This is a genomic window from Bosea beijingensis, assembly GCF_030758975.1.
GTDB classification, from domain to species: Bacteria; Pseudomonadota; Alphaproteobacteria; order Rhizobiales; family Beijerinckiaceae; genus Allobosea; species Allobosea beijingensis.
Map to the genome: position 1 here is coordinate 1,757,219 of NZ_CP132359.1, position 17,134 is coordinate 1,774,352.

17 protein-coding genes are annotated in these 17,134 nt (G+C 66.7%); 1 reads left to right on the plus strand and 16 read right to left on the minus strand.

Annotated features, from left to right (window positions below; genetic code table 11):
* Window positions 1-11: 11 nt before the first annotated feature.
* From Q9235_RS08540 to Q9235_RS08600, 13 genes are all read right to left on the minus strand, one after another.
* Entirely contained in the window at window positions 12-782 is a 771-nt protein-coding gene (locus tag Q9235_RS08540) for an SDR family NAD(P)-dependent oxidoreductase (protein WP_306226384.1), read from the minus strand.
* A gap of 13 nt (window positions 783-795) precedes the next feature.
* A complete protein-coding gene (locus tag Q9235_RS08545) occupies window positions 796-1,626 on the minus strand; it encodes an SDR family NAD(P)-dependent oxidoreductase (protein ID WP_306226385.1) in 831 nt (276 codons plus the stop codon).
* A 24-nt stretch (window positions 1,627-1,650) separates the two neighbouring features.
* Window positions 1,651-2,271, minus strand: a complete 621-nt coding sequence (locus Q9235_RS08550; RefSeq protein ID WP_306226386.1) for a glutathione S-transferase family protein — start codon at window positions 2,269-2,271, stop codon at window positions 1,651-1,653.
* 13 nt (window positions 2,272-2,284) lie between these two features.
* A complete protein-coding gene (locus Q9235_RS08555; protein WP_306226387.1) occupies window positions 2,285-3,982 on the minus strand; it encodes an FAD-dependent oxidoreductase in 1,698 nt (565 codons plus the stop codon).
* A gap of 10 nt (window positions 3,983-3,992) precedes the next feature.
* Entirely contained in the window at window positions 3,993-4,736 is a 744-nt protein-coding gene (locus tag Q9235_RS08560; RefSeq protein WP_306226389.1) for an SDR family NAD(P)-dependent oxidoreductase, read from the minus strand.
* A gap of 30 nt (window positions 4,737-4,766) precedes the next feature.
* A complete protein-coding gene (locus Q9235_RS08565; protein ID WP_306226391.1) occupies window positions 4,767-5,480 on the minus strand; it encodes an ABC transporter ATP-binding protein in 714 nt (237 codons plus the stop codon).
* Window positions 5,473-6,258, minus strand: a complete 786-nt coding sequence (locus Q9235_RS08570) for an ABC transporter ATP-binding protein (protein WP_306226393.1) — start codon at window positions 6,256-6,258, stop codon at window positions 5,473-5,475. Before Q9235_RS08570 ends, Q9235_RS08565 begins: the two co-directional genes overlap by 8 nt.
* Window positions 6,248-7,231: a branched-chain amino acid ABC transporter permease gene (locus Q9235_RS08575; RefSeq protein WP_306226395.1), complete on the minus strand. Its 984-nt coding sequence runs from the start codon at window positions 7,229-7,231 to the stop codon at window positions 6,248-6,250. The genes Q9235_RS08570 and Q9235_RS08575 overlap by 11 nt, the downstream gene beginning before the upstream one ends.
* 5 nt (window positions 7,232-7,236) lie before the next feature.
* The gene (locus tag Q9235_RS08580) at window positions 7,237-8,139 is read right to left on the minus strand and encodes a branched-chain amino acid ABC transporter permease (RefSeq protein ID WP_257732842.1); all 903 of its coding nucleotides are present in this window, start codon (window positions 8,137-8,139) and stop codon (window positions 7,237-7,239) included.
* 91 nt (window positions 8,140-8,230) lie between these two features.
* Complete coding sequence (locus Q9235_RS08585; RefSeq protein ID WP_306226396.1) at window positions 8,231-9,439, minus strand: ABC transporter substrate-binding protein; 1,209 nt, start codon at window positions 9,437-9,439, stop codon at window positions 8,231-8,233.
* Between the two features lie 126 nt (window positions 9,440-9,565).
* A complete protein-coding gene (locus Q9235_RS08590; RefSeq protein WP_306226397.1) occupies window positions 9,566-10,306 on the minus strand; it encodes a GntR family transcriptional regulator in 741 nt (246 codons plus the stop codon).
* An 86-nt stretch (window positions 10,307-10,392) separates the two neighbouring features.
* Window positions 10,393-11,757 carry a fumarylacetoacetase gene (gene fahA, locus Q9235_RS08595; protein WP_306226398.1) on the minus strand — a complete coding sequence of 455 codons (1,365 nt, stop codon included), beginning with the start codon at window positions 11,755-11,757 and terminating at the stop codon, window positions 10,393-10,395.
* A gap of 97 nt (window positions 11,758-11,854) precedes the next feature.
* Window positions 11,855-12,289, minus strand: coding sequence for a MarR family winged helix-turn-helix transcriptional regulator (locus tag Q9235_RS08600; protein WP_306226399.1), 435 nt, complete (start codon window positions 12,287-12,289; stop codon window positions 11,855-11,857).
* Window positions 12,290-12,396: 107 nt separating this feature from the next.
* On the opposite strand from Q9235_RS08600, the gene hmgA reads away from it, so the two are divergent.
* Window positions 12,397-13,764: a homogentisate 1,2-dioxygenase gene (hmgA, locus tag Q9235_RS08605; protein WP_306226400.1), complete on the plus strand. Its 1,368-nt coding sequence runs from the start codon at window positions 12,397-12,399 to the stop codon at window positions 13,762-13,764.
* 190 nt (window positions 13,765-13,954) lie between these two features.
* Here hmgA and Q9235_RS08610 read toward each other — a convergent pair whose 3' ends face one another.
* Genes Q9235_RS08610 through metG form a run of 3 tightly spaced genes read right to left on the minus strand, consistent with a single transcriptional unit; the run spans window position 13,955 to window position 17,127 of the window.
* Window positions 13,955-14,758 (minus strand): MBL fold metallo-hydrolase, encoded by an 804-nt coding sequence (locus Q9235_RS08610; protein ID WP_306226402.1) that lies wholly within the window; start codon window positions 14,756-14,758, stop codon window positions 13,955-13,957.
* A 9-nt stretch (window positions 14,759-14,767) separates the two neighbouring features.
* On the minus strand, window positions 14,768-15,568 hold the full coding sequence (locus Q9235_RS08615; protein ID WP_306226403.1) for a TatD family hydrolase: 801 nt from the start codon (window positions 15,566-15,568) through the stop codon (window positions 14,768-14,770).
* A complete protein-coding gene (gene metG / locus Q9235_RS08620) occupies window positions 15,568-17,127 on the minus strand; it encodes a methionine--tRNA ligase (RefSeq protein WP_306226405.1) in 1,560 nt (519 codons plus the stop codon). The genes Q9235_RS08615 and metG overlap by 1 nt, the downstream gene beginning before the upstream one ends.
* Window positions 17,128-17,134 lie beyond the last annotated feature (7 nt).

The following is a 17,134-nucleotide window of genomic DNA, read 5'->3' on the forward strand; positions in this document are numbered from 1 at the left end:
GGTCTCCCCAATCAGGCCATCCGGTAGCCGCCATTGACGTCGATCGTCGCGCCGGTGACGTAGGAGGCCTGCTCCGAGAGCAGGAAGGACACGGCCCCGGCGATATCCTCCGGCGTGCCGAGCCTGCCGAGCGGGACGGCCTGCGCCAGCGCATCCATCGAGCCCGGCGCGGCCGAGCGCGGCGTCGCCGCAGTGAGCATCGGCGCGTCGATCACGCCGGGCGCCACGCAGTTCACGGTGATGCCGAGCGAGGAGAGTTCGCGCGCCATCGCCTTGGTGAAGCCGAGGATCGCGGATTTCGACGAGATATAGCTGGCCGAGCCACGATAGCCGCCGAGCTCCGCCGCGACCGAGCTCGTGGTGGTGACGCGCCCGCCTTCGACCGGCAGCGCGCGGCGCCGGCGCGCATAGGCGCGGATGCTCAGGAAGACGCCGCGCGTGTTGACGGCATGGGTCTTCTCCCAGTCGTCGAGCGTCATGTCGAAGATGGTCGGCCGCTCGCCATCGGCCGCCATCAGCAGCACGCCGGCATTGCAGACCAGCCCGGTCACCGGCCCATGCGCCGCCTCGACCGCATCGAACAGCGCCTCGACGGAAGCCTCGTTAGAGACATCGACCGCCCAGCCGCTATGGCCGGAGCCGGGCAGGGCGCCCGCGACCACCGCCGCCGGCTCTTGCGTCAGGTCGCAGACGGCGACGCGCCAGCCATCGGCCGCGAGCTTATGGGCGATGGCCGCGCCGATGCCGCGGCCGGCACCGGTGACGAGGGCGAGCTTGCTCATGTCGGTCTCCGGTTCATTCGCTGTAGACGCCCTGCGCGAGCAGGGCCTTGGACGAGAAGTCGCGGCCATGGCCGCGCGTGAAGAAGCCGGCCGAGACGCCGCCATCGGCCATGATCAAAGCGCCGTTGACGTAGCTGGCGAGATCCGAAAGCAGGAACAGGCAGACCGAGGCGACCTCGGAGGGCTGGGCCAGCCGCCCGAGCGGCGTGCGATCCTCCATCACGCCCGAGACGAAGCTCTCGGGGATGCCGCGGCGGATCATCGGGGTATCGGTCGCGCTCGGGCCGATGCAGTTCACCCGGACGCCATGCGAGCCCCATTCGACCGCAAGGTCGCGCGTCAGCCCGACGACGCCGGCCTTCGAGGCACAGTAATGCGCGCGGCCGGACTGGCCGCCGAGCGAGGAGACCGAGCCGATCGTGACGATGGCGCCGCGCCCGCGTGCGACCATGCGCCGGCCCGCTGCCTGGCACGAATAGAAGGTGCCGGAGAGATTGACGCCGATCACCGCTTCCCAGCTTTCCGCGGCGAGTTCGGTCGCCGGGGCAGGGCGGGAGATGCCGGCCGCCGTGATCAGCCCTTCGAGCGGGCCGAGATCGCGCTCGATCGCTTCGACCGCCGTCTCGGTGGCGGCCGGATTGCGCACGTCGAAGCTGGCCGCGAGCGCACGGGCGCCGAGCGCCTCGATCTCGCGAACCGTGTCGGCAGCGCCTTGCTCGTTCGCATCCGCAATGGCAACGGCCGCCCCCTCACGCGCCAGAGCCAGCGCACATTCCCGCCCGATGCCTGAGGCGCCGCCGGTGATCAGGACGGTCCGGCCGGCAAGCCCGAGATTTGCGCCCATCGCCGCCTCCCGCTCGCGTTGGCCTCAACCCAGCTTCTGGCCGCCGAAGGCGGGCCGCTCGCCAATCTTGGCGAACCAGCCAGCGGCCTGCGGCCGGCCCTCGCGCCAGTTCAGGTCCGCGAAGCGCAGGTCGAGATAGGCCAGAGCGCAGTAGAACGTGATCGTGCCGATATCGACGCGCTCGCCGAAGCCGGCGGCCTTGCCCTCGATCAGGTCGAGCGTGGCATGAACCTTGGCGAGCTGCCCGTCGATCCAGCGCTGCCAGCGCTGCTCCTCGCTGCGCAGGAGGCCCTCGTAACGCGCCGCCAGCGCGGCATCGAGCAGCCCGTCGCCATAGCTTTGCTCGCTGAGCGCGTTCCAGCGCGTCTTGGGCTCGTCCGGGAACAGCGAGCCGCCGCCAAGCCCGTCGAGATATTCGCAGATGACGCGGCTGTCGGCGATCGTCATGCCGTCGTCGAGCAGCAGTGTCGGAACCTGGCCGAGCGGGTTGGTCTTGATGATGTTCTGCTCGCGCGCCAGCGGGCCGCCGGCCTTGTACTCCTGCGAGACATCGAGCATCTCGATCCGGTCGATAAGGCCGAGCTCGGCGGCGGCGATCCGGACCTTGAGCACGAAGGGCGAGGTGGTGGATTGGTAGAGTTTCATCGGAATGCCTTTCTCAGTGCGGCAGGCGGTCGGTCTCGGCGGCGAGCGCCCGCCCGGCGATGAAGCCGAAGGTGAGCGCGGGGCCGAGCGTGATGCCGGCGCCCGGATAGGCGCCAGCCATGATCGAGTTCATGTCGTTGCCGCAGGCATAGAGCCCGGCGACGGGCCGCTCGTCGCGGCTAAGGACGCGCGCCTGGGGATCGCAAGTCAGGCCGGTCGCGGTGCCGATATCGCCGGGCCAGACCTTCACGGCATAGAAGGGCGCGGTCTCGATCGGCCCGAGGCAGGCATTGGGCTTGTGGTTGGGGTCGCCGAGGTAGCGGTTGTACTCACTCGAGCCCTTGCCGAAGGCGGCATCCGTGCCCGAGCGCGCCGCAGCGTTCATGCCGGCGACTGCTTCAGCCAGCGCCCCGGCCGGCACGTCGATCCGTCCGGCGAGCGCCGCGACGCTTTCTCCCTCAAATAGATAGCCGGCTTCGACGAAGGACTTCGGCGTCTTCAGGCCGGGATGGACGAGGCCGAGACCGTATTTGCGCAGGAAGTCACTGTCGCAGACAAGGAAGGCGGGCACGGCACCGCTGGCGTGCATCGCCTCGACGAAGCCGTGATAGGAGGTCGCCTCGTTGACGAAGCGATGGCCCTTGCCGTCGACCGCGATCAGGCCGGGCTTGGCGCGATCGAGGATCAGATGCGGGAATTGCACCTCGCTGCCGTCGGACTTTTTTAGCACCGAGACCGGTGTCCAGAAGGCCGCGCCGATATTGTCGTCGCGCAGGGCGCCGCCCGCCGCGAGGCCGAGAGCGATGCCGTCGCCGGTATCGGTCTTCGGCGCCATCGAGCGGTGGACCTCGGCATGCGGCATGTGCTCGCCGCGCATCGCCGCATTGGCCGGGAAACCGCCGCTTGCCAGCACCACGCCGCGCCGCGCTCCGATGCGCCGCTCACCCTGCGGCCCCTTGACGGTGACCCCGACGACAGTGCCGTCCTTGAGGATCAGCGCCCCGGCCGGTGTCTGCGTGCGGATGACGACACCCGCCTGTCGCGCCGATTTCAGCAGGCGTCCGGCCAGTGCATTGCCCATCAGAAGCCGCGCGCCGCGCGGATGGCGCAGGCGGTCGAGGCCGTACTGGATCAGGAGCTTCGCGCTGTGCCTGAAATTTGCGAGGCTGCGGAAGCGGCCGACCAGCGCGTCGATATCCTTGCGATTGACCATCATGCCGCCGAGCACGGTGAATTCCTTCAGCGGCGGGCGCAGCAAGGCGAAATCGGCGCCGAGTTCATTGCCGTCATACGGCGCGGGGTCGATCGTGCGGCCGCCCTTGGAGGCGCCGGGCTGTTCCGGCTGGTAGTCCGGCGAATAGGCGCGCGCCTCGAATTTCAGTGCCGTCTCGCGCTCGAAGAAGCGGACCATCTCCGGCCCGTTGTCGAGGAAGGCGCGCATCAGATCCGGCCGCAGACGGTTGCCGAGCACGGCTTCGAGATAGGTCATCGCCGCTTCGCGCGTATCGGCATGGCCGGCCTTGGCGGCATGCGGATTTTCCGGCACCCACACGGCGCCGCCCGAGACGGCGGTGCTGCCGCCGACATATTCGCTCTTCTCGATCAGCAGCACGTCGAGCCCGGCCTTGGCGGCGGTGATCGCGGCCGACATCCCGCCGGCGCCGGAGCCGATCACGACGACGTCGCGGATTTCGTCGAAGCTCTCGCTCATCGCCATATCCTCAGCCGCCCATGCCGCCGCCGAGCGACTTGCCGCCGTCGACGAGCAGGACCTGGCCGTAGATGAAATTGGTGCGCGGTGAGGCGAGGAAGGCGACCGCGTTGGCGATGTCCTCCGGCGCCGCCAGCGCCCCGGTCGGCTGCTGGGCGAGCAGGGCGGCGCGCGCTTCCTCCGATTGCTTCGCCACCATCTCGGTCGCGACCCCGCCGGGCGCCACCGCGTTGACGGCGATGCCGCGCGGCAGAAGCTCCATCGCCATCGCCCGGGTCAGGCCGACGACAGCTGCTTTCGAAGCGACGTAATGGGCGTGATTGCGGGCGCCCAGAAACGTGCGCGAGGCGATGTTGACGATGCGCCCGCCCTTCTCCATCCGCCGCGCCACCGCCTGCGAGAGGAGGAAGAGGGCAGTGACGTTGACATCCATCATCCGGCCGAAATCGTTTGCCGCGAGATCGAAGAACGGCTTGTTCTCGAAGATGCCGGCATTGTTGATGAGCGCCCGCGCCACCGGCAGCCGCTCCGCCAGCGCGGAGAGGCCGGCGTGATCGGCGAGATCGACCGCCTCGAAGAAGACGCTGTGGCCTTGCGCCGTCAGCTCCCTCACCAGTGTACTTGCGATCTCGGCCTCGCGATCGAGGATGCCGACCGCAAAGCCGTCGGCGCAGAGGCGCTCGACGATGGCCCGGCCGATCCCGCGAGCGCCGCCCGTGACGAGGGCGATGGGTTTGTCCTGCGGCGTAGCCATGTGCCGGTTCCTGTATCGTTGCGTCCCGGCTCAGCCGCCGAGATAGGTGCGGCGGACGCTGTCGTCCTGCCGCAGTTTTGCGGATGCGCCCTCGAGGGCCATTTCGCCGTTCTCGAGGATGTAGGCATAAGTCGAGCAGCCCAGCGCGATCGCCGCGTTCTGCTCGACCAGGAGGATGGTCAGGCCGTCCTTGTTGAGCCGCTCGATGATCGCGAAGATCTGCTGCACCAGCACCGGCGAGAGGCCGAGCGAGGGTTCGTCAAGCAGGAGCAGGCGCGGACCTGCCATCAAAGCCCGGCCGATCAGCAGCATCTGCTGCTCGCCTCCAGAGAGCGTGCCTGCCTTCTGCTGGAGCCGTTCCTTGAGCTTGGGGAAGTATTCGAAGACCCGATCGAGATCGCGCTTGATGCCGGCGGCGTCGCTGCGGCGATAGGCGCCCATGTCGAGGTTCTCGCGCACGCTCATGTCCCGGAAGACCTCACGCCCCTCCGGCACCTGCAGCACGCCAGCGGAGACGATCTTGTGCGAGGACCAGGACTGGATCTCCTCGCCGGCGAAGCGGATGCGCCCCTTCGTCACCGGCACGAGCCGTGAGACGGTGTTCAGCGTCGTGCTCTTGCCGGCGCCGTTCGAGCCGAGCAGGGCGACGATCGCCCCCTCCGGCACCTTGAGCGAGACCTCTGACAGCGCCTGTATGCGGCCATAGGCGGCGGAGATGCCGTCGATTTCGAGGAGATCAGCCATGAGCGGACTCCTGGGCTGCCTCGCGGCCGAGATAGGCTTCGATCACGGCAGGATGAGCGCGGACTTCCGCAGCCGTGCCCTCGGCGATCTTGGTGCCGAAGCTCAGCACCGTGATCTTGTCCGAGATCGACATGACCAACTGCATGACATGCTCGACCAGCAGGATCGTCAGGCCGTCACGCTCGCGCAATTCGCAGAGCAGACGGTCGAGCGCCGCGATCTCGCGATTGCGCAGTCCGGCTGCCGGCTCGTCGAGCAGCAGGAGCTTGGGGCGGATGGCAAGCGCGCGGGCGATCTCGACCATCTTCTGGTGGCCGAAATCGAGATTGCGCGCCTTGGTCTGCGCGTGGGAGGTCAGGCCCGTGCGCTCCAGCAACTCATCGACATGCTCGACGATGCCGCGCGGGCGGGCGCTGATCGCGTCGCGCCAGGAACGGCCTGCATGGACATGCGCGCCGATCAGCACGTTCTCGAAGACGGTGAGCTCGCCGAAGAGTTCGAGGTTCTGGAAACTGCGGGCGATGCCGAGCCCCGCCATCTCGCGGGCCGGCATGCGGGTGATGTCGCGCCCGTCATAGGTGATGCGCCCGGCGCTTGGCGTGTAGAAGCGCGAGATGCAGTTGAAGGTCGTCGACTTGCCGGCGCCGTTCGGGCCGATCAGCGCATGGATCGAGCCCTTGGCGACAGCCATGTCGAGCCCGCCGACCGCGGTGAGGCCGCCAAAGCGGATGGTCAGCCCCTCGACATTCAGGAAGGGGGTGGCGCTCTCAGCGGCCATGACGCGCCTCCCGGATACGGTCGCCGATGAAGGCGAAGAGGCCGCGCGGCGCATACATCATGAACAGGATCAAAATCGCGCCGTAGATGATCTCCTGGTATTGTGGCGCCTGGCGCAGCACCTCGGAGATCAGCCCGAAGACGATCGCCCCGCCGATGGCGCCTGCGATCGAGCCGAGCCCGCCGACCACGACCATGGTGAGCACAAGGATTGTGGTCTGGAAGCCGAGGCTGTCCGGATGGATGAAGGTCTGGAACAGGCCGAACATGCCGCCGGCGAAGCCCGCGATCGCGGCCGAGAGCCCGAAGGAAACGATGCGGGCGCGGCGCACGTCGATGCCCATCGCCATCGCTGCGACCTCCGACTCCCGCACCGCCCGGAAGGAACGGCCGAGCCGCGAGCGCGAGATCGCGACCGTGAGCCCGATAATCACGAGGCAGAAGAACAGCACGAAGGGATAGGCTTGCTTGTCGCTGAGGATCTCGATCGGGCCGAAGCGGGCCGGGCTGATGCGCAGGCCGTTGGGGCCGTTGGTGACGCTGTCCCAGTTGGCGAAGACCCATTGCATGGCCTCACCGAAGGCGAAGGTGGCGAGTGCGAGATAGATGTCCCGCATCCTGAGTGCCAAGACCCCGATGAACAGGCCGACCGCGCCGGCGACGATTGCGCCGAACAGCATCGCGACGGGGTAGGGCAGGTCGACCGCGCGATTGGCGAGCGCGCTCGCATAGATACCGATGCCGTAGAAGGCGGCATGGGCCATCGAGAACTGGCCGGTCTCGCCGATGACGATGTGCAGGCCAAGGCAAAGCACCACGAAGACCAGCAGCAGATTGGCGATGTAGACGACATAGCCCGAGGTGAAGACGGGCAGGGCGACGGCGACGATCACGGCCGCGACAAGCCCGATCAGGGCCGGGCCGGAAAGGGCGCGCCTTGTTGGCGCCGAAGATGCGACAGGAGGCGACGACACGGGCTTCAGACCTTCTTGATCGTCAGCTTCCCGCCGAACAGGCCCTGCGGACGCAAGACGAGCACGATCAGGATGGCGAGGAAGGGGGCGAGCACGATGGCGCGCGAGGAGATGAACAGCCCGACCATGTTCTCGACGATGCCGATGACGAAACCGCCGACCACGGCGCCGGGCAGGCTGGAGAAGCCGCCGACGATCGCCGCCGCGAAGGCGAGCATCACGATTGAGCCCATATCAGCGGTCATCAGGATCTTCGGCGAGATCAGCAGTGCCGCGATGGCGGAGATCACGCCCGAGAGGCCCCAGATCAGCATATGGCAACGGCGCAGGTCGACGCCGACGAGCTGGGCGGCCTTCGGGTTCATACCGACGGCGCGCATGGCCCGGCCGGTCTTCGTGTAGTTGAACATCCAGAAGAAGGCGGCCATCACCGTGACGGCGGTGCCGAAGATCGCGAGGTCGAGCATCGTCACCGAGGCCTGGCCGATCATGATGGAATCGGTCGGCACCAGCGCCGGGAAGGAACGCGGCGTGTCGCCGAAGCCGGTGCGGCGCACGAGGCCCTTCAGCACATAGGACAGGCCGAGCGTCGCGATGACCAAATAGACGAGGTCCTTGGCCGATTTCGCCACCTGATCGAGCACGAAGCGGCGGAACAGCGCCATGGCGAGGAAGGCGACGACCAGCGTCGCCGGCAGCACGACCCAGATCGGCATCTTCTGGAAGACGAAGAGGTAGAGCGCGACATAGCCCGCTGCCATGAAGACCTCGCCCTGGGCGAAGTTCGGCACGTCCGAGGTCTTGAAGATCACCACGATGGCGAGCGCCAGCAGCGCATAGACGCTGCCCGAGACGAGGCCCGAGGCGATGCCTTGCTGCAGGAAGATCAGCGCGAGTTGCAGGTCCATATCCGGCCCGATGCTCAGGTCAGGGAAGGGCGGCGGCGCAAAGGCCGCCGCCCGGTCTCACGGGGCAGGCCGAGCGGCCCGCCTGAGGCGATCACTTCGCCTGGTAGGTCCAGCGGCTGGTGAAGACGCCTGGCAGCGGAGCCATCGTCGTGCCGTCATATTTGATGAAGATCGTGGAGCGGTTCGCGGCGCGCTGCTCCGGGCCGAACTGCATGCGGCCGGCCATGACGCCCGAGTCGAAATCCTGCGTCTTCAGCGCGGCGAGCACCTTCTCACGGGTCGGGTTCGGGCCGGCATCCTGCAGCGCCTTGACCAGCGACATCGCCGGGGGAATGCCATAGGGCATGTAGGTCTGCGGATGGTCGGGCTTGGCCGCCAGATCCGGATAGGCCGCCTTGTACATGTCGTAGATCGGCTTGAGCTTGGCGCCGCCGGGGGAGTCGATCATCACCTCCTGGGTGTAGAAGTTCTTCAGCGCATCCTTGCCGACATTCTCGGCGAGCTGGTTGAGGCTGGCCGTGCCGGTGACCGAGAGGATGATCGGCTTGTTGAAGCCCATCTCTGCCGCCTTCTTGATCAGTAGCGCCGCCGGGCGGGCATAGGTGACCAGCAGGATCGCGTCCGGATTGGCGGCGCGCACCTTCAGGAACGGCGCGGTGACGTCGTTGATGCCGGGATTGATCGACTCGACCGAGAGCTTCACGCCGTTAACCTCGGCGTCCTTCTTCGAGCCTTCGAGGTTCCAGGCGCCATAGGCGTCGTCGTGGTTGATATAGGCGACGTTCTTGGCGCCGAACTGCTTGGCGGCGAATTCCACCATCGCGCCGCCGACCGCATATTGCGAGATCGAATAGGCTCCGAAGATGTAGTCGGTCGGCGGGAACAGCGCGCCGTCGCCCGATGCGTTCAGCATCAGGTAGGGCACCTTGTTGCGGACGACATAGTCCTTGGCGGCGACGACTGCGGCCGAGCACGAGCCGCCATTGAGCATGAACACGTTTTCCTGCTCGACCAGCTTCTTCACCGCGGCAACCAAGTCATTGGCGTTGCAGCGGTCGTCCTCGACGACATACTCGATCTTGCGGCCGTGGATGCCGCCTTCCTTGTTGATCTTGTCGTAGTACATCTTGGCCGCGTTCACGACGTCGAAGCCATAGGCCATGTTCGGGCCGGACAGCGGGCCGAAGATACCGATCTTGATCGCCTTGTCGGTGATGCCGGGCTCCTGCGCGCCGGCGGCGACCCCGATCAGCAGGCTGGCGGCCAGCGTCAGGCCGGCTGCGGTCTTGTTCACGCTCATCGTCTCTCTCCCTGGTCGTCGGTTTGTCTTGTCGTTGAGGTCGTCGGCTCATGGCGGCCCGATCCTGCGGGGATCTTAGCGGGCCGGTAGCGGGCATCTGTCACAGCGGCGTGGGACATCGCGGCTCTAGCCCTTCGAGCCATGCAGCGGCGCCAGCGAGGGCGCGTCATGCGCGGGGTAGGAGAGTTCGCGGAAGATATGGAAGGTCCGCATGATGTGTTTGCGCATCGCCTGCTCGGCCCGGTCGCCGTCGCGCGCCCGCAAGGCCTGCAGGATGATCTCGTGATCCTCGTTGCTGAGGCGAAACTCGGCCGGCGAGGTCATCCGCGCCACCGAGCCGTTGAAGTAGAACCGGCCCGAGCGCAGGATCGCGTCGCGCAGCTTCTCGTTGCGGGCAGCGGCGACGATGATGCCGTGGAACTCGCGATTGGTCTCGACACGGACCTTGTCGTCGGCAGGATCGCTGGCGATGCGGCGCGCATGTACCGCCGCGACCGCCGCTATCTCGTCATCGGTCGCTCGCTCGGCGGCGAGCCGGGCGGCATAGCCCTCCAGCGCGGCACGGACCTCGGAATTCTCGCTGGCCTCGACGGCGGTGATCTCGCGCACGGCCCAGCCTCGCCGGCGCGGCACGATCAATTGCTCGACGGCGAGCCGCTGCAAGGCCTCGCGCACCGGCGTGCGGCTGACGGCAAGGGCGGCGGCGATATCGGCCTCGATCAGTGGCTCGTTGGGACGCATCTCGCCGGAGAGGATGGCGTTGCGCAGGGTTTCATAGGCGTCGCCGGAGCGACGCCGTCCAAGCGCGCCCTTCTCGGCGTCTCCCGGCGGCTGGTCCGAAGCAGCAAGTGTGAAGCGCTTCTGCATGCGATCCCCGAAGGCAGCGACAACCCGATGATGCCGAAGCCATAGCGCGTCCGCTGTCACCAGAGCAGGGGACAGCAGACGCGACTTCAGCCGCGCGCCCGCAGCACCTCGGCGCGGCATTCGCCGAAACCGATCGAGGCAAAACCCTTGCGCCTGGCGCTGGCTTTCATGACGATCGCGTCGCCGTCGACGAGATAGGTTCGGCTTTCGCCATTGGGTAGCGTGATCGGCTCGCGACCACCGCGCGTGATCTCCATCAGGCTGCCGAAGGATCCTGGATCGCGCCCGGAGATTGTGCCGGAGCCGAAGAGATCGCCGGGTTCGAGATTGCAGCCGTTCGAGCTGTGATGCGCGACGAACTGGGCCGGGGTCCAGTAAAGGTCGCGCGTGCTTCCGAGCGAGAGCCGGTGCAGCGCCAGACCGTTCGCGCGCATCGCTGCGGTCTCGATGAAGACTTCCAGCGTGACGTCGAGCCCATGCGGCACGTCTGCTTCGGCAGGGCTCAGATAGGGCAGGGCCTCCGGATCGCCCTCTGGACGCGGCGCCTGAGCCCTCCGGAAGGGCGCCAGCGCCTCTGGCGTCACGATCCAGGGCGAGATCGTCGTGGCAAAGCCCTTGGCGAGGAAGGGCCCGAGCGGCTGGTATTCCCAGGCCTGGATATCGCGTGCCGACCAGTCGTTAAGCACGCAGAAGCCGGCGATCCGGTCATCGGCCTCGTCGATCGATACCGGCGAACCCTGCGCATTGCCGGGGCCGATCCAGATACCCAGTTCCAGCTCGTAGTCGAGATTGCGGCAGGGGCCGAAGCTGGGCACCGCCTCGTCCGGCCGCTTGCGCTGGCCGTTGGGGCGTAGGAAGGGCTCGCCGGATGGCCGGACCGAAGAGGCACGGCCGTTATAGCCGATCGGGATGTGCTTGTAGTTCGGTAAGAGCGGATTGTCCGGCCGCAACAGCGAGCCGATATTCATGGCGTGCTGGATGCCGGCATAGAAATCCGTGTAATCGCCGATCCGGGCGGGCAAGCCGAGCGTGCAGTTCCGCGCCGGATGCAGCATCGGCTTCAGCATGGTCTGCGCAGGCGAGCCTTCCGCCAGCAGGGCCGAGAGCCGCGCTCGCAGGCGCTTCCGCGCCGACGTTCCCAAGCCAAGGAAACCGTTGAGGCTCGGCGCGGCTGCGGCCGTGACGGTCTCCGCGATGTCAGCGCAAAGGCCGGACGCCGCGAGCGCAGCCAGATCGAGGATTTCGTCACCGATCGCCAAACCGCCACGCGCAGGTTCGCCGCCCGGCAAGAACACGCCAAAGGGCAGGTTCTGGATCGGGAATTCCGCGTGGTCCCGCGCCGACTCGACCCAACTGCGCAGGGCCGGATCATGGCTGGCATCGAGCGCGGCTGCGGAGGAGGGGCCGCGGATCGGGCTTTCCGCCCGCGCGTCGAGAGTGCTGCCCTGCATAGGCTCATCCAATCCGTTCTGACTCGGTCAGTTCGGCTGAGAACCTAGGCGGAAGCGGTACCTCGCCTCTGTCCCCAGCGCGTGGGACGCTGAGGCGCTAATCGACCGGAAAGCGTTCCTCCATCAGCGCGAGCGCTTCGAGCAAGGGTTCGGCATGGGGGCCGAGCGCGGAGAGGATGGAAGCCTCGAAAGCCAGTGCGCGGGGCACGATCTCGCCATAGGCCTGCAGGCCGGGCGCCGTCAGCGACAGGCTTTCCTCGCGCCGATCCTGCTCGCTCTCCCGCCGGACAAGCCAGCGCCGCTCCTCCAGCGCCCGCACGGCCCGGCTGACCTTGGTCTTGTGCATCGAGGAATGCTTGCCGATGGCCTTGGCCGTCATCGTGCCGAACTGGGCGAGGGTGGCCAGCACCCGCCATTCCGGCACCGTCAGGTCGTGATGCGGCCCGTAGACCGCCCGGAATTGCTGCGAGACCGCCGAACTCAGGCGGTTCAGGCGATAGGGCAGAAAGAGTTCGAGCGCGAGTTTCGACATGCCTTGTTAGTTACAAAATCGACAGTTACCAAAGCAACCATCTCGAATGAATGGCCCGTACAGGGCATGCCGCCGGCCCAAGGCCGTCGCGAGGAGAGGGCGCCACCATGAACGTTCAGAACCCGGCCCATGCTGGTACAGCCAATGCCGGTGCCGCCAAGGCCGCAAGCGCCATCGCGACGGGCTACATGTCCGGCTTCGGCAACGGCTTCGAGACCGAGGCGCTGCCGGGCGCCCTGCCGCTCGGGCGCAACTCGCCGCAGAAATGCGCCTATGGCCTCTATGCCGAACAGCTCTCCGGCTCGCCCTTCACCGCGCCGCGCACCACCAACGAGCGCTCCTGGCTCTACCGCATCCGCCCGACCGTGGCGCATTGGAACGAATTCCGGAAGGTCGATGCCGGGTTCTGGCGGACCGCACCGGCCCGCGAGGTCGACATGCCGATCGCGCCCTTGCGCTGGAGCCCGATCCCGATCCCGTCGGAGCCGATCTCCTTCGTCGAGGGCATCCGCAGCATGACCACCGCCGGCGATGCCGGCAGCCAGGGCGGCATGGGCGCGCATGTCTACCTGATCACGCGCTCGATGGTGGACGAATATTTCTACAATGCCGATGGCGAGATGCTGTTCGTGCCGCAGCAGGGCGCCTTACGGCTCTGGACTGAGTTCGGCATCATCGACATCGAGCCCGGCGAGATCGCCGTGATCCCGCGTGGCGTGAAGATCCGCGTCGAGCTCAGGGACGGGCCGGCGCGCGGCTATATCTGCGAGAACTATGGCGGCGCCTTCACCTTGCCCGAGCGCGGGCCGATCGGCGCCAACTGCCTTGCCAATCCGCGCGACTTCCTGACGCCGGTCGCGGCCTTCGAGGACCGTGATGCACCTTCAAGAATGTATGTGAAGTGGGGTGGCAATCTCTGGGCGGCCGATATCGCGCATTCGCCGCTCGACGTCGTCGCCTGGCATGGCAACTACGCCCCGTACAAGTATGATCTCAGGCGCTTTTCGCCGGTCGGCCCGGTCCTCTACGACCATGCCGACCCATCGATATTCACGGTACTGACCTCGCCCTCGGAGACGCCCGGAACCGCCAATATCGACTTCGTCATCTTCTCGGATCGCTGGCTGGTGGCCGAAAACACCTTCCGGCCGCCCTGGTACCATATGAACGTGATGAGCGAGTTCATGGGGCTGGTTTATGGCGTCTACGACGCCAAGACCGGCGGCGGCTTCGTGCCCGGCGGCATCTCGCTGCACAACAGCATGCTGCCGCATGGCCCGGACATGGATGCCTTCGAGAAGGCGAGCAATGTCGAATTGAAGCCGCACAAGCTAGAGGGCACGCTAGCCTTCATGTTCGAGACACGTTTTCCGCAGCAGGTCACGGCCTTCGCCGCCGGCTCGGATTCGCTCCAGCGCGACTATGGCGGCTACGGCCACAAGCTGACCAAGCATTTCGACCCGAACAGGCCTTGAGCCTGAAAGGGCGCGCCGGCCAGTAGGTCAGCGGAGCGAACAAGCAGGACGGTAGCCCGGTCCCATCGGCTGCCGATCCTGATGCCGGTCGAGCACGAAGGAAGAGGGCTGAAATCCTTCCAGCCTTGGTTCGCATAAGGTATATTATGGAACTTATTCTGATACGCCGCTTGCCTGGAGTGCTGACGTTTCAGGCTGGGACCAAGATCGTCATCCCGTCGAACGCCACATCCGCGATACCGGCCAAGCGCCTGCTCAGGCTGACATAATCCAGATCAACATGGAGATTGGTCAGGATCGCGCGGCGCGGCTTCAGATGCGCGATCGCTTCCAGCGACTGCGCCAGATGGAAATGGCTGACATGCGGCGTCTCGCGCAGGCAGTCGAGGATCAGCACGTCGAGATCGACCATGGCTTCCATGGCAGCCGGCGGGATCAGGCTGACATCCGGCAGATAACCGAGATCGCCGAAGCGGAAGCCGAGCGCCTCGTAGTTCGGGCCGTGCTCGACCCGGAACGGCAACGCCGTGATCGGCCCGCCGGCGCCATCGACCGTCTGCGGCCGACCGGCCGTGATCTGGTCGAGATCGAGGATCGGCGGATAGTAGCTGCCGGACGGCGTCTCGAAGAGGTAGCCGAAGCGCGAGCGCAGCGAGGCCTCGGTCGGCTTGTCGGCGTAGATACGGATGCGCCGCTGCATATGCAGGACGAGCGCGCGCAGGTCGTCGATGCCATGGGTATGGTCGGCATGGTCATGCGTCAGCAGGACGCCGTCGAGTGCCGGGACCTCGGCCGAGAGAAGCTGCTCGCGCAGGTCCGGCGAGGTGTCGACCAGGACCCGCGTCAGGCCGTCTGGCCCCATGCGCTCGACCAGGATCGAGCAGCGTCGGCGCCGGTTCTTCGGCTCATTCGGATCGCAGGCGCCCCAGCCGGAGCCCGGCCGCGGCACGCCGCCGGATGATCCGCAGCCGAGGATGGTGACGGTAAGCGTCATGGCACGGCGTCAGGCCACCTGCGCGACCGGCACGGCGTGGTCCATCTTCCAGTAGCAGCGTCGCGCGTTTTCCGTCGTGATCTCCGCGATCTCGTCGAAGGACACGCCGATCGTCTCGCCGAGAACCTTCGCTGTCTCAACCACATAGGCCGGCTGGTTGCGCTTGCCCCTGAACGGTACGGGCGCAAGGTAAGGCGCATCCGTCTCGACCAGCAGGCGCTCGCGCGGGACCATCCGGGCGATCCGGCGCAGGTTCTCGGAGGTCTTGAAGGTCAGGATGCCCGAGAACGAGACGTAGAGCCCGAGCTCGACGCCGGTCATGGCCAGCGCTTCGCCGGCGGTGAAGCAGTGCAGGATGGCAGGGAAGGCGCCCTTCCCCATTTCCTCCCGCAGGATCGCGATCATGTCGTCATCCGCTTCGCGCGAATGGATGACGAGCGGCAACTGCGTGATCCGCGCCGCGGCGATATGCGTGCGCAATCCTTGAGCCTGGGCAGCGCGCGGGCTCGAATCGTAGTGGTAGTCGAGCCCGGCTTCGCCGATGGCGACGCAGCGCGGATGACGCGACAGCTCCACGAGGCGCTCGGCCGTGACGTCGAGCTCCTCATGGGCGTTGTGCGGATGCGTGCCGACCGAGAACCACACCGACGGAAAACGCTCCGCCAGCGCGGCATAGTCGGCGTAGCGCGCGACCCGCGTCGAGATCGTCACCATCCGGCTGACCCCGGCTTCCTCGGCCCGCGCGACATAGGCCGGCAGTTCCTCGGCGAAATCCGGGAAGTCGAGATGGCAATGCGTATCGATGACCATCACGCCGCCTGACCGTCCTCGGGCTCGACATAGCGCGGGAAGATCGCGCTCGGCGCCGGCAAAGCAGTGCCGCTGACGAGACGATGCCCCGCGCCGAGCGCCGCGAAGCTGCGGTCTTCCTGAGCGACGGCCAGCAGATCGAGCAGCTTGCCCGCTGCCACCGGCATCACCGGCTGCACCAGGATCGCGACCTCGCGCAGCACCTCGATCGTGACATACAGGATGGTGTCACGGCGGGCGGGATCGGTCTTGGTCAGGCGCCAGGGCTCGTTATTGGCGAAATAGCGGTTGGCCTCGGCGATGAGCGCCCAGAGATCGGCCAGCACGGTGTGAAGGGCGAAGTCCTTCATCGCCTCGCGCGCCTTCGCGAGCGCCGCGTCGGCCATGGCGAGCATGGCCTCGTCGGCTTCGTTCAACGTCCCGCGGGGCGGCACCCTGCCCTCGCAGTTCTTGGCGATCATCGACAGCGAGCGCTGCGCCAGATTGCCGAGATCATTGGCGAGGTCGGCATTGATGCGCCCGACGATGGCGTCGTGGCTGTAATTGCCGTCCTGGCCGAACGAAACCTCGCGCAGGAAGAAATAGCGCAACTGGTCGACGCCATAGAGCGCGGCGAGGTCGAAGGGATCGACGACATTGCCGACCGATTTCGACATCTTGGCGCCCTTGTTCAGCAGGAAACCGTGGCCGAAGACGCGCTTCGGCAGCGGCAGCCCTGCCGACATCAGGAAGGCCGGCCAGTAGACCGCGTGGAAGCGCACGATGTCCTTGCCAATGATATGGACATCGGCCGGCCAGTAATGCGCGCGCGGGCTTTCCGGATCGGGGAAGCCCGTTCCGGTGACATAGTTGTTGAGCGCGTCGACCCAGACATACATGACGTGCTTCGGGTCGCCCGGCACGGGCAGGCCCCAGTCGAAGGTCGTGCGGCTGATCGATAGGTCCTCGAGCCCGCCCTTCACGAAGGAGACGACCTCGTTCTTGCGCGTCTCCGGCGAGATGAAGTCCGGCACATCCTCGTAGAGCTTGAGCAGCCGGTCCTGATAGGATTTGAGGCGGAAGAAATAGCTCTCCTCCTCGACCCATTCGACCGGGGTGCCCTGCCCGCCCAGGCGCGTGCCATCGGGCTGGAGGGTGGTCTCCTCCTCGCCGTAGAAGGCCTCGTCGCGCACCGAGTACCAGCCGGAATACTTGGCGAGATAGATGTCGCCATTGGCCTCCATCCGCCGCCAGAGTTCCTGGGTCGAGGGCAGGTGGTCGGCATCGGTGGTGCGGATGAAGCGGTCGAATGAACAGCCGAGGGTCTGCTCCATCTCCGCGAAGCGGGCCGCGATCTTGTCGACGAAATCCTTCGGCGAGAGGCTATTCTGCGCCGCCGTTCGCTGCACCTTCTGGCCGTGCTCGTCGGTGCCGGTCATGGCGAAGACGTCGTAGCCGTCGAGCCGCTTGAAGCGCGCGATCGCGTCCGACGCCACCATCTCATAGGCGTGGCCGATATGCGGCGGCCCGTTGGTGTAGTGGATCGCGGTCGTCAGATAGAATTTCGGGGCCGTGGCCATCGTCTGT

Excerpts from the sequence above, each read along its gene's own strand:
- Q9235_RS08540 (WP_306226384.1), bottom strand. The coding sequence starts at position 782 with ATGAGCAAGCTCGCCCTCGTCACCGGTGCCGGCCGCGGCATCGGCGCG.
- Q9235_RS08545 (WP_306226385.1), bottom strand. The coding sequence starts at position 1,626 with ATGGGCGCAAATCTCGGGCTTGCCGGCCGGACCGTCCTGATCACCGGC.
- Q9235_RS08550 (WP_306226386.1), bottom strand. The coding sequence starts at position 2,271 with ATGAAACTCTACCAATCCACCACCTCGCCCTTCGTGCTCAAGGTCCGG.
- Q9235_RS08555 (WP_306226387.1), bottom strand. The coding sequence starts at position 3,982 with ATGAGCGAGAGCTTCGACGAAATCCGCGACGTCGTCGTGATCGGCTCC.
- Q9235_RS08560 (WP_306226389.1), bottom strand. The coding sequence starts at position 4,736 with ATGGCTACGCCGCAGGACAAACCCATCGCCCTCGTCACGGGCGGCGCT.
- Q9235_RS08565 (WP_306226391.1), bottom strand. The coding sequence starts at position 5,480 with ATGGCTGATCTCCTCGAAATCGACGGCATCTCCGCCGCCTATGGCCGC.
- Q9235_RS08570 (WP_306226393.1), bottom strand. The coding sequence starts at position 6,258 with ATGGCCGCTGAGAGCGCCACCCCCTTCCTGAATGTCGAGGGGCTGACC.
- Q9235_RS08580 (WP_257732842.1), bottom strand. The coding sequence starts at position 8,139 with ATGGACCTGCAACTCGCGCTGATCTTCCTGCAGCAAGGCATCGCCTCG.
- Q9235_RS08585 (WP_306226396.1), bottom strand. The coding sequence starts at position 9,439 with ATGAGCGTGAACAAGACCGCAGCCGGCCTGACGCTGGCCGCCAGCCTG.
- Q9235_RS08590 (WP_306226397.1), bottom strand. The coding sequence starts at position 10,306 with ATGCAGAAGCGCTTCACACTTGCTGCTTCGGACCAGCCGCCGGGAGAC.
- fahA (WP_306226398.1), bottom strand. The coding sequence starts at position 11,757 with ATGCAGGGCAGCACTCTCGACGCGCGGGCGGAAAGCCCGATCCGCGGC.
- Q9235_RS08600 (WP_306226399.1), bottom strand. The coding sequence starts at position 12,289 with ATGTCGAAACTCGCGCTCGAACTCTTTCTGCCCTATCGCCTGAACCGC.
- hmgA (WP_306226400.1), top strand. The coding sequence starts at position 12,397 with ATGAACGTTCAGAACCCGGCCCATGCTGGTACAGCCAATGCCGGTGCC.
- Q9235_RS08610 (WP_306226402.1), bottom strand. The coding sequence starts at position 14,758 with ATGACGCTTACCGTCACCATCCTCGGCTGCGGATCATCCGGCGGCGTG.
- Q9235_RS08615 (WP_306226403.1), bottom strand. The coding sequence starts at position 15,568 with ATGGTCATCGATACGCATTGCCATCTCGACTTCCCGGATTTCGCCGAG.
- metG (WP_306226405.1), bottom strand. The coding sequence starts at position 17,127 with ATGGCCACGGCCCCGAAATTCTATCTGACGACCGCGATCCACTACACC.